The organism is Rothia nasimurium (assembly GCF_928381705.1).
Taxonomy (GTDB): domain Bacteria; phylum Actinomycetota; class Actinomycetes; order Actinomycetales; family Micrococcaceae; genus Rothia; species Rothia nasimurium_G.
In genome coordinates, this window is record NZ_CAKMSR010000002.1 from 78,864 (window position 1) to 91,272 (window position 12,409).

A 12,409-nucleotide genomic window follows, 5' to 3' on the forward strand; every position below is an offset into this window, starting at 1 on the left:
GTGGGGGCCACAGACCGTGAACCTGTTAGCGCTCTAGAACTTAGGAGCCGCGGACCAGGTTACGCAGAACGTACTGCAGGATGCCGCCGTTGCGGTAGTAGTCGGCTTCACCGGGGGTGTCGATGCGAACTACAGCGTCGAACTCGGTGACCTTGCCGTCTTCAGCGGTGGCGGTGACCTTGAGGGTCTTGGGGGTGGTGCCCTCGTTCAGTTCGGTCAGGCCGGTGATATCGAAAGTTTCGGTACCGGTCAGGCCGAGTGATTCGTGGGATTCACCGGCGGGGAACTGCAGGGGTACAACGCCCATACCGATCAGGTTTGAACGGTGGATACGCTCGAAGGATTCAGCGATAACTGCCTTGACGCCCAGCAGGGTGGTGCCCTTAGCAGCCCAGTCACGGGATGAACCGGTACCGTATTCCTTACCGCCCAGAACAACCAGCGGAATGCCGGCAGCCTGGTAGTTCATGGATGCGTCGTAGACGGTGGACTGTTCGCCGTCCTTGGTGAAGTCGCGGGTGAAGCCGCCTTCAACGCCGTCCAGAAGCTGGTTCTTGATGCGGATGTTGGCGAAGGTACCGCGAATCATAACTTCGTGGTTACCGCGGCGGGAGCCGTAGGAGTTGAAGTCCTTGCGCTCAACACCGTTTTCAATCAGGTACTTACCTGCGGGGGTGTCTGACTTGAAGGAACCGGCCGGTGAGATGTGGTCGGTGGTGACCGAGTCGCCCAGCTTGAGCAGCACGCGGGCGCCCTTGATGTCCTCAACGGGGGTGGTTTCCATGGTCATGCCCTCGAAGTACGGGGGCTTGCGCACGTAGGTGGACTTGTCGTCCCACTCGAAGGTGGAGCCGGTGGGGGTCTCCAGGGCCTGCCAGCGCTCGTCACCGTCGAAGATGGTGCCGTATTCCTTGGTGTACATGTCGGTATCGACTGATTCGTCGATAATCTTCTGTACTTCTTCGGGGTCGGGCCAGATGTCCTTGAGGAAGACCTCGTTGCCATCGGCGTCGGTGCCCAGGGCGTCCTTCTCGAAGTCGAAGTCCATGGTACCGGCCAGGGCGTAGGCGATGACCAGCGGCGGGGAGGCCAGGTAGTTCATCTTGACGTCCGGTGAGATACGGCCTTCGAAGTTACGGTTACCCGAGAGAACCGCGGTAACGGAGAGGTCTTCGCTCTGGATTGCCTCTGAGATTTCGGGCTCCAGGGGGCCGGAGTTACCGATACAGGTGGCGCAACCGTAACCGACGACGTAGAAGCCGAGCTTCTCGAGGTCAGGCAGCAGACCTGCCTTCTCGTAGTAGTCGGTGACGACCTTTGAGCCGGGGGCAATGGAGGTCTTGACCCAGGGCTTGGCGGTCAGACCCTTGGCTGCGGCGTTGCGGGCGAGCACGCCTGCTGCCATCATGACCGAGGGGTTTGAGGTGTTGGTGCAGGAGGTAATCGAAGCGATGGACACTGCACCGTTCTTGAGCTCGAACTCGCGGCCGTCGGCCATGGAGACCTGGGCTGACTTGTCGGTCTCGCCGTCCTTGGCGTAGTTCTTGATGTCTGATTCGAACTGGCTCTTGGACTCTGAGAGCAGGATGCGGTCCTGGGGACGCTTGGGGCCTGCGATAGAGGGGACCACGGTGGAGAGGTCCAGTTCCAGGTACTCGGAGTACTCGACGTCGACGGAGGGGTCGTGCCAGAGGCCCTGTTCCTTGGTGTAGGCCTCAACCAGGGCGACCTGCTCTTCGCTGCGGCCAGTCAGGCGCAGGTATTCGAGGGTCTTCTCGTCGATGGGGAACATGGCGGCGGTGGAGCCGAATTCGGGGCTCATGTTACCGATGGTTGCACGGTTTGCCAGGGGCACCTGGCCTACGCCTTCGCCGTAGAATTCAACGAACTTGCCGACGACGCCGTGTTCGCGCAGCATTTCGGTGATGGTAAGGACGACATCGGTTGCGGTGGCACCGGAGGGGATGGAGCCGGTGAGCTTGAAGCCGACGACGCGGGGAATCAGCATGGAGACGGGCTGGCCGAGCATTGCTGCTTCAGCTTCGATGCCGCCAACGCCCCAGCCGAGCACGCCCAGGCCGTTGACCATGGTGGTGTGGGAGTCGGTACCTACGACGGTGTCGGGGTAGGCGCGCAGTACGCCGCCGACTTCGCGGGCCATGATGGTGCGGGCCAGGTATTCGATGTTGACCTGGTGCACGATGCCCATGCCCGGGGGAACGACCTTGAAGTCGTCGAAGGCGGTCTGGCCCCAGCGCAGGAACTTGTAGCGTTCGCCGTTGCGCTGGTATTCGATGTCCATGTTGCGGGTGATAGCGTCGGCGGTGCCGAAGGTATCAATCTGCACGGAGTGGTCGATGACCAGTTCGGCAGGTGCCAGGGGGTTGATCTTGGAGGGGTCGCCGCCCAGTTCCTTCACGGCCTCACGCATGGTGGCAAGGTCAACTACGCAGGGAACGCCGGTGAAGTCCTGCATGATGACGCGGGCGGGGGTGAACTGGATTTCGGTATCGGGTTCCGCGGAGGGATCCCAGTTAGCGAGTGCCTTGATGTGGCCTTCGGTGATGTTGGCACCGTCTTCGGTGCGCAGAAGGTTTTCGAGTAGAACCTTCAGGGAGTAAGGCAGCTTCTGTGAGCCTTCTACTGCCTTTAGACGGAAAATTTCATAGTCGGTTCCGTTGACGGAAAGTACGCCCTTTGAACCGAAGCTATCCACAGTGCTCATATGTGGGACTCCTCTCGACACTGTCTTGCGATTGGCTCGTGCGCCGGTGGGCACCGTCGCGTCTGCGCGACGGGTGTGTGATGCTCGCTCTTGAGCCTGTGGGCACGAGGCCACTGCCTTTTAGTGTACCGCGTATCACGTTGTTCACATATTTTGAAGACGGTTCGTAAGCAAATGTTTCGCCTGCATGTTTCAGGGAGCGGACGCCCGCCCCACCTCGGGCGCGACTTTCCGGCTTTGGCAAGGAAAATATGCCGTTAATATATTGCGTTCTCGTGCCAGAATAGGGGCATGACGGTTTCTCCTAAGCACTTGCACCGGGCACAAACTAGGCCTGTGGCAAACACACTCAATGTAGCCTTTCGGTGGCTTCTTATCGGTAGTGCTGCGGTTTTTGCGCTGGCCATCTCGGTAGCTCTAGCGCTTCCCTTCCCCGCCTCAATTCAGTTCGCGTCCCTCATCAACTGGGCGGCAGTGCTTTCTTTCCTTGCAGGTGCCGCTTCCCTATTGGGAGTGGGTATCACCGAGATTTTTCACAGTACATCCGCTGAAACAAAAACCAGCAGGGAGTATGTTAAGCCGACCCCGGGCGTCCGTCTGCCTCTTTCCTTTTGTGGGTTGGGGCTGGTGTTAGCTATCTACTACGGTTTGCATGTCTTTTGGTGGAATCCCCTAGCAACAGCCCCAGGCTACACCCTCAGCGAGATTTACAGCCTGATGAAGGAGACCAACCAATTTAGCCTCTTTGTCGTGATTGTGTGGGGCTTTATCGTTGCACTTCTTTTAGCCGCCCTGCCGAACGTGCACGAGTGGTTGCGGGGCATGGCATCCTACAGCACCAAGCGCGCTATCGGTTTCTGTTCTCTTGCTGTAGCTATCGCTTGCTTCCTTCTCTTTCTGGGGTGGGGCTGGCACATGGGCGTGGGGCTGGCAGATACATTCATAACGACCGGCGGTGAGCACTCCCCCACAGCTATTCCTTTTGGGGTAGCTACCCTCGTGCTCGGCGCGCTGGGCATCTACGGGCTCTTTGTACCTGCCCGCACCCGCTAGGCTAACCAGCCTGCTTACTGGCTTTCCCAGTCCGCGCGGGTGGCACTCTTGAGATAAGCCGTAGGTAGGATTCACGTTCTAGCTCATCCCCGTCTACGCGGGGAGCACGACTGGGATGCCGTCATTATGACCCACGTTGCCGGTTCATCCCCGTCTACGCGGGGAGCACATGCTTCCAGCGGTTGCCATAGCTACCACCACCGGCTCATCCCCGTCTACGCGGGGAGCACCAGACGGTCAGCATTTAGATGGCCTCCATGTACGGCTCATCCCCGTCTACGCGGGGAGCACTTATGCAGGCGAAAGAAGCTGATTTTCGGCGGCGGCTCATCCCCGTCTACGCGGGGAGCACATACTGAGTTCCAGGCTATTAAGGAGCGTGCGCGGCTCATCCCCGTCTACGCGGGGAGCACGCGCACGCCGCCGCCACCCCCGCGCCGTGGTACGGCTCATCCCCGTCTACGCGGGGAGCACCTGAGGAAACACGGGATTACCTCAAGTTTGTACGGCTCATCCCCGTCTACGCGGGGAGCACTCAGTATCGACAGCACCCTCAACGGTCAGCACCGGCTCATCCCCGTCTACGCGGGGAGCACGTGTCCACGATGCCCTTGAAGACCCGGTACCCGGGCTCATCCCCGTCTACGCGGGGAGCACGGTTCCTTATACCCAACTAGCTTGAAGTTGAACGGCTCATCCCCGTCTACGCGGGGAGCACGCGCAGGAGCTTGTTGAGAAGTCCGGCAAGTCCGGCTCATCCCCGTCTACGCGGGGAGCACCAAGCAATGGACGACGGCGCACGTAATACCGACGGCTCATCCCCGTCTACGCGGGGAGCACCCAGCAAGAAACCCTCGGTAGCTACTCCTACTCTGGCTCATCCCCGTCTACGCGGGGAGCACCAAGACGCCCTGCCGGATATGAATCCAGGACACGGCTCATCCCCGTCTACGCGGGGAGCACCTGCCTATCTTGAGGTTTCTAATGGCACTATCCGGCTCATCCCCGTCTACGCGGGGAGCACGACCTTTCGAGCCCGCGCCTTTCGCTGTTCTCGGGCTCATCCCCGTCTACGCGGGGAGCACGCTGGCAAACCCTGGCCAGAATAACGGGGGCACGGCTCATCCCCGTCTACGCGGGGAGCACGCGGTAGCCCCGCCGCCTGCATGAATCGCATACGGCTCATCCCCGTCTACGCGGGGAGCACGGGTCGCGGTCGGTGTGGATGGTCATGAGATCCGGCTCATCCCCGTCTACGCGGGGAGCACTATGATTGGCCCTCTCTCACAGACCGGCACCTACGGCTCATCCCCGTCTACGCGGGGAGCACTGACTCGCAAGCCACCTGGGATGCTACCGCCACGGCTCATCCCCGTCTACGCGGGGAGCACACAGGCTACAGAGTTTGTTGCAGGGGCACTAGGGGCTCATCCCCGTCTACGCGGGGAGCACCTCTTGCCGCTGCACTCTCTTACACACTGCTGCGGCTCATCCCCGTCTACGCGGGGAGCACTTGCTGTCAAGGTTTCTGGGTAGCCCCTGATACGGCTCATCCCCGTCTACGCGGGGAGCACATTGTCGAGCTCGTCGAAGCGAGTCTGGCGGGCGGCTCATCCCCGTCTACGCGGGGAGCACCTCAGGGTGGATAATTCGCCGATAGCCGATGACGGCTCATCCCCGTCTACGCGGGGAGCACTCAATCTGTTACGTCCAATTTCCGCTCGGTCGGGGCTCATCCCCGTCTACGCGGGGAGCACCGATTTTCCGTAACAGCCCGTTACGGTAGTGCAGGCTCATCCCCGTCTACGCGGGGAGCACCCACATGCGGTCAATCTGTGCTTCGAGGTAGCGGGCTCATCCCCGTCTACGCGGGGAGCACGGTGTACGACAAGATTCTTACCCCTGAGCATACGGCTCATCCCCGTCTACGCGGGGAGCACCGCTTATGCGTATCATCGCCGGGGGTTATTCCCGGCTCATCCCCGTCTACGCGGGGAGCACGCACTCCTAGAGTCCGCCGTCACCGAAGAAGAAGGCTCATCCCCGTCTACGCGGGGAGCACTCGGTCAGCCGGTCAGCGGCCTTGAGCATCGTGGGCTCATCCCCGTCTACGCGGGGAGCACCGAAGCCCGAGACCCCCTAGCCGGGGTCTTTTCGGCTCATCCCCGTCTACGCGGGGAGCACTTCAGGGCGACGCCGTAGGGCTTGTTGGAGTCCGGCTCATCCCCGTCTACGCGGGGAGCACGGGATACACAACCCCTTGCCACTACGCCAGGCAGGCTCATCCCCGTCTACGCGGGGAGCACACTTGCTGACATGGTAGAACACCGAGACAACAAGGAAATTTACTTTACTTTTAGCCGGCTAGCCCTCGATAATCATACCCGAATCTGCTTCCCGAAGAACTTCCAAGCCCAGTTCCTGCGAATAGCGCAACCTGTACCCGGCTAAGGAACATTCCATATTGGTATCTAGCAGAAGCACCAGCTCCCCTTTCAGTAGGTGATGCTGTTGCCAGGCAGAAAATTGATTCGTTTCTAAAGCCTTAAGGGCCAGGTCAAAAGGATTCTTGTTAGGTGCCCACCCCTTATCCGCAAACTGGTAGGGCAAACGGATAGAAGACCCTGCGAGCACGTTCGCCAGTTTCCAATCAGGTTTCTCTAAAGCGTCAGCCTCAAACATTAGATCCACGTATTCATCACCCAGTGGCCGGTAGGTCTGGCCACCATCGTCCGACTGCACCACCAGCACTTCCAAGGTATCGTCCGTATCACGCACTTTAGCCTGAGATTTCAGCTCATCGGCATCGCCCATTACACCCTTTTCACCAAAGAAATCACACAAATAGTCGATGCCTGAGCCAGGGCGCATAGAGTACGCGCCTGCTTTTCTCCGGCTCTCTGCTTCCTTGCTCTTCCATTCCTGGACGGCCTCCGCGTAGGTTTCAGCCCAGCCCTCAGGAACAGATGCCTGAGCAGAGTAAGCGCCCTGCACCAGTGCGCTTATATCAGCAGGAATCTGAAGTTTCTTACCCTCAAAATGAGGCATCAGCTGGGCATAGCTTGATAGCAGAATCGACCTGTCATAAATTTTTTCAGCAGATTCAGTAAAGACAGGGGCGGCATTTTCAGTTCCAAGTTCTTGGACACCGCGCACGTAGCACACCGGGTCAAGATGGTGGGGTGCCCTCTCCCCTGCCCTGTCATGACGGTGCAAACGCCCCATACGCTGTAGTACAAGGTCTACCGGGGCGTGGTCCGTAATCATCACGTCAAAGTCAATGTCTAGAGACTGCTCAATGACTTGCGTCCCCACGACCACAAAACGCTCGGGACGCCCGGCTCCAGCACGGCTCTTTTTGCCCAAAGCTTCAACAAGCACCTTCTCATTTTTGACGCGGTCGCGCGCAATGAAACGAGAATGTACCAGCATCAGCTCATGCGGAGCAAAGATCCCCTGCAAGTGTTCATAGACTTCCTGGGCCCGGCTCACCGTATTACAGATAATGGCGGCACATCCCCCATTATTTTCGAGGGGCGCAAGCACACTATCTAGCTCAGCAAAGGAATCATCAATGAGCCTGAGTGAAAATTCCTGTTGTTCCTTAGGCTGTTCGATCTCCCACTTCCTGGGTTCACCCGCGTTTTCAATGGAGACTGTATGAATCACGGGGTAGGAAAGATCCACGCTCTCCACAACAGGCTGAGAGACTTTAGCAGCTCCCCCGCGCCTACTTCTCCTAGCAGGCACCACACCTGGCTTAGACTTACGGAAACCCAGCCCCCGAGCGTAAGCCTGCATCAGCTTCTGCCTAGCTACCCCTGGCAAGGTAGCAGACATCAGAATCACGGGGGCCTGCATCCTGCCCAACCATTCCAAGGCATTTTCAAGATAAACATTCATGTAGGCGTCGTAGGCGTGAACCTCGTCGATAACCAACACTTTCTCGCCCAACCCCAAGTGCCGCAGCATCACATGTTTGCTGGCGAGCGCCATCATCAGTACCTGGTCTACAGTGCCCACTACAAAATTAGAGAGCACTCCTTTCTTGCGGGAAAACCACTGATGCGCAATAACCCGAGCCTCTTCCTGGTGGCCTTTACGCCCCTCATCAGCGTGGATACCTGCAAACCGCATACGACTAAAATTTTCGTTGAGATTGCTTTTTGAATGCCCAAGGAACATGGAGATTGTCTCGTTACCGTGGGCGGCTTTTCGCCCCCAGTCCGCGACACGGTCAAAGAGGGCATCCGCGGTGGCTTGGGTGGGTGCGGCAAACATCAGGCCGTTTTTGCCGGTGGTGTGAGCTAGGATCTCTGCGGCAACCAGGCCTGCTTCTGTTTTTCCCTGGCCCATGGGGGCTTCAATGCACATAAGCCCGGTGCTTTGGAGGGAGCGGGCGGCCTCCACTACGACCTTTTGCATGGGACGCAGGGTAGCACCTGGTGGGAGGGAGAATCTGCTGGAATAGATTTCTTCTGGGCTCAAAGCGCTGAGGTCTTCAGGTTGCCAGGGCTGGCTAAGGTTTAGCTTTTCAAAGGCCTCTTGGGGTCGGGTTTCCTGGTGGGTAACCTGCCCGTAGGGGAAGTAGTCGGGGTTGGAAGCTATCCAGTCGCACATGATGGTTAGCCCGGTAATGAAGAATTGGAGGTCAGGTTTCAAGCCGCCGTTTTCTAAGGCTTTTAGGATAGCGTGGCCTGCCTCCGTGGTTCTTTCGATGAAGCTGAGCAACTCGTCCCAGGCTTCTAGCCAGTTCTTAAATTTTGTGTCTTGCAGGACGCGTTGAACAAGCTCGGTGTCCCTGCCCTCAGCGTAGGCGGCCGCAGGTTTGCCGTGATGGGAGCCGCTCACCTGGGCCAGACTGTTGACGCTTGTTTCAGAAACAGCAGGGTACTTCTGTGCCAGCCAGTGCCTGATAATGCTATAGCTGTAGCGGGAGTGAGGGCAACGGTCTGTTACCTTGGTGAGGTCTAGCATAAAGTCATACCCAGCGTCCTCAATCCTTTGGCGGTAAACCAGAAGGTCAATATTTTGACGCGCATCTAGCTGCCCAGCGAATTCTGGGCTAGCTTTACCAATATCGTGGGTTCCCACCAACCAGGAAACAAGGGCTTGGGCTTCAGCTTCTTCAAGGTTCAGGCTTTTTTGAATCCACTGTTTGCTGCCGTCGGATAGCCAGTTCTCCCACAGATAGTGGGCCACCTGGGAACTATCCAGCATATGCTGGGCTAGGCTCATTCCTGTTGCGGGTGATTCTTCCTGCCCTGTCTTGGCCCAAAAAGTTTGAGCACCAGCAGATAAGGATTCGATAGGGTTAGTCTTCACAGTGGCGTTATCCTTTCGGGGCGCTCGTCAACTACTAGGCAGAACGGGGCAGATATTGTTCTAGGGCTTCTCTCACCACAACAGAGGGCTTAACCTTCCGCTCTTTTGCGTAGGCTGCTAGGCGTTCTTTAAGGTCTGGGGTTACTCGCGCATTGATAGTGGGAGACTTGCCATCTATCTCTGCGGCGAGAGAAGGACGGCCTCGGGTAGCAGCCTGCACTATTGCCTCCGCTTGAGCAACCCCCTCGGAGGTGCGGCCCTGGAATTGGGCGTTCTCTAAAGTTTCAAAATATTCGTCAGACTCCACCCAAGAAGATAGCTTCTGGCCAATAGCCTCTAGTTCCTCCAGGCTGTATTCCTTAGTCACCTTGGTAGCTCCTTTCCTCAGAGTTTTGCACAGCACGCATGTAAGTCTTCCCCCGTAACTTCATACAGTGGAAGATAACGGTTTGAGGGTCTATCACGTAGGTAAAGACCTCTAGCAGATCACCGTTGAGCGCTGGGCCGATGTAGAGATTCGGGTCTGGTAGATGCGCTATGCGCGAAGGTTCAAAGGCTGAAAGATAGTGCTGGTAGTTCTTTATAGCGCACAGGGCATCTGCTTCCGTGTAGCCATGCTTGGAAGCGCTGGGAAGAAAAATTACCTTCATCATTAATGTATCACAATATTCCTTCGAGTCGGGGGGGTAAATCTGCAGGTGAACGACAGCCCCACCCAAAATCCTCATGTAACCTAGAAAAGCACCGCCTATACGGTGATGACCCCTTGTAGATGAAGTATCTATCCAGGGATCACCCCATGCTCCTCGCGAAGACGAGATACTCTTATCCTACCCGAAGAGCAAAAAGTAATGAACTTGTAAATTAAATATCTAGAACCCCTTGACATGCCGCTCTAGACAGAATTAGGCTCTTACTCAAGAACGCAGGGCGATGACGCCATCAAGACTCGCCCACGCAGCCCCTAGACAAAATTTTAGGAGGATAGAGTGAGCGAAGACACCATTCCCCAATTTAATCTCGTAGATTCACCCTGGATTAAGGTTCAGAAGACAGCCGGTGAGCTAGAACTTGTTTCTTTAGAGCAGCTCTTCCGCGAAGGCTATTCCATTACCAAGCTTGCTCATGAAAGCGCACTAGAAGACTCCGCTATGCTGGCTTTCTTAGAGCCCATTCTTCTACGCTCGTCCTTCTTCCACTTCGCAGACGCCGAAGACTTTGACCTAGCAGCCTTTGGAACTGAAGCCCGTCGAAATTGGATAGCCACCCTCAGAGAGAAGAAAGTAGGCAACTTTGATTTCGTACTGGACTACCTCCAGCATGAAGACATCAAACCCTACTTTGAACTCTTCCATCCAGAGCACCCCTTCATGCAGGTAGCAGACCTACATACTGAAAAGAGCACTTTCTCCCCTGTTTCCCGCATTCTCCTAGACTCTGATTCAGATCACTTTTCCATGCGCGCAGCTAGTGGCAAAGGAACCCTAGACTATGCCGATGCAGCCCGAAAGCTTATCACTGTACAGGCCTACGACTATTCCGGCATTAAATCCGGTGCAGTAGGTGACCCGCGCGTCAAAGGTGGCCGAGGATATCCCATTGGTGTTGGTTGGCAAGGCGCCACAGGAAGGGTTATTCTTCACGGAGAAAACATCTTTGAGACTCTCCTCCTCAACCTGCCTATCAGCCGACTCTTTGAGCCGACCATTAACGAGAACGGGGAGGAAGATTTCAAAATCGCCAATGACTTACCCGTTTGGGAACGAGAACCCTTTGATGGCGCTGCCCCCAGAAGCTACCCCAAAGAGATAACCACTCCTACCGGACCTTGTGACACCCTCACCTGGCAATCCCGGCGCGTCCGGCTGTTCCCCAAGAACGGTCAAGTTACCGGAGTTCTTGTCTCCAATGGAGATAAGGCTTCTGAGAAATTCCAAGACGGCATCGGCTGTGAAGACCCCTGGACCGGCCTTCGCTACAGCAAAAACCAGTCTAAAAAGGGACAGGAAATCTGGATGCCTCTACAGCACAACCAGGAGCGTACCTTCTGGCGAGGCTTAGATGCTCTCCTGGTCTTAAGTCCTAACCAAGGCGGGGACGAATACGCGCCCAAAAAACCTCAAACTATACAAGACCTCAGCCGCTACTTTCCTCACAATATGAAGGTACAGGTCCAGCTAGTAGGAGTTGTCTACGGCAACCAAAACGCTGTTATCGAATCCACCATCGATGAATCAATTCCCGTAGAACTAGCCCTGCTAACCGATGAATTCCCAGAACATACAGCAGCCATCCTTGAAAACTCCCAAAAGAGTATGGACGCTGCAATCCAGCTGGGACGCTTCGCCGGAAGTCTGCTGGAAGCTGCCGGTCAAAGCTACGAATTCCAGCCAGCGGCAACCGAAGCTGTACTTCACAGGCTCGAAAAGGAATTCCGCATCTGGCTTTCCCAGGTTACCCACGAAGCAAATCCACAAGAGCTTAAGGAAAGCTGGCAGAAACTTGCCTCTTCCTTCTTCAAACGGGAAGTAGAAAATATGCTCATCGGTGCAAGCTCGAAAGCCCTCATCGGCAGGATCAAGGATGACAAACTCATCAGTGCAGCAACAGCCCAACGAGCCTGCCATCGCGAGTTCAAAAAGATTTTTCCTCTAGCCTACGAAGACAAAACCCAGTAGAAAGAAGGCAACGATGTCTCATCCTTCTGAGACGGTGACACCTACCCTCTATAACTTTGTCACCCACAAAATCCATCGCCTCTACGGAGGACACAATGCAGGTTCCTCAGCGTCCAAAAAAGAGCTGAGCGACCTTCGTCAAGCAGTAGGTCAAGATCCTGCTAAAAACCCGCTAGCCTGGCAGTATGTCCTCACCGGCGATGAAAATATCGACTTTCCAGATAACTACCGAGGCCGAGGAGACGAAGCCAGCTACGGTGAACTAGCCACCTACATGGCCCTCACCCTCTACGCTGTCCACCAGCAATCAGAGCAAAGAAACATGCACACCAAAGACATTAGCTTTGGTTACTCAATAGGACAGCTTGTTGCAAAGCGCACCCCCTCCATCAAAAAACGCTTTGATGCCCTACTTCAGGCAAGGAACTTTAGCGGTATCGTCTACCACGCTCGTTCCCTGGTTCAGCTCCTCAAACAGGAAGAACTAACCTTCGACTATGGAAGGTTCACTACCGACCTCTACTGGCTCCAGCACCCCAGGCACCGTGCAAAAGTCATTACCCGCTGGAGCCGAGACTTTGCCTACGGCTACACTCGCCGCCCAACAAATACCTCTACCAACAACTAA

At 56.4% G+C, this 12,409-nt stretch carries 6 protein-coding genes and 1 CRISPR repeat array; of the genes, 3 read left to right on the top strand and 3 right to left on the bottom strand.

Annotation, left to right across the window (positions count from 1 at the left end):
- Nucleotides 1–40: 40 nt before the first annotated feature.
- Complete coding sequence (gene acnA, locus L6762_RS02095) at nt 41–2,725, bottom strand: aconitate hydratase AcnA (RefSeq protein WP_237185350.1); 2,685 nt, start codon at nt 2,723–2,725, stop codon at nt 41–43.
- Between the two features lie 336 nt (nt 2,726–3,061).
- Between acnA and L6762_RS02100 the strand changes: the two genes are divergently transcribed.
- Nucleotides 3,062–3,778: a hypothetical protein gene (locus L6762_RS02100; protein ID WP_237185351.1), complete on the top strand. Its 717-nt coding sequence runs from the start codon at nt 3,062–3,064 to the stop codon at nt 3,776–3,778.
- Between the two features lie 79 nt (nt 3,779–3,857).
- A CRISPR array of direct repeats spans nt 3,858–6,084; the repeat unit is 29 nt; unit sequence CGGCTCATCCCCGTCTACGCGGGGAGCAC.
- Nucleotides 6,085–6,142: 58 nt separating this feature from the next.
- Here the strand turns inward: L6762_RS02100 and cas3 are convergent.
- Nucleotides 6,143–9,103 (bottom strand): CRISPR-associated helicase Cas3', encoded by a 2,961-nt coding sequence (gene cas3 / locus L6762_RS02105; RefSeq protein WP_185173069.1) that lies wholly within the window; start codon nt 9,101–9,103, stop codon nt 6,143–6,145.
- Between the two features lie 34 nt (nt 9,104–9,137).
- The gene (locus L6762_RS02110; protein ID WP_185173070.1) at nt 9,138–9,470 is read right to left on the bottom strand and encodes a hypothetical protein; all 333 of its coding nucleotides are present in this window, start codon (nt 9,468–9,470) and stop codon (nt 9,138–9,140) included.
- Nucleotides 9,471–10,092: 622 nt separating this feature from the next.
- Here L6762_RS02110 and casA point away from each other — a divergent pair.
- Together casA and casB are read left to right on the top strand one after the other, a co-directional pair.
- A complete protein-coding gene (casA, locus tag L6762_RS02115; RefSeq protein WP_185173071.1) occupies nt 10,093–11,781 on the top strand; it encodes a type I-E CRISPR-associated protein Cse1/CasA in 1,689 nt (562 codons plus the stop codon).
- Nucleotides 11,782–11,794: 13 nt separating this feature from the next.
- Complete coding sequence (gene casB, locus L6762_RS02120) at nt 11,795–12,409, top strand: type I-E CRISPR-associated protein Cse2/CasB (RefSeq protein ID WP_237185352.1); 615 nt, start codon at nt 11,795–11,797, stop codon at nt 12,407–12,409.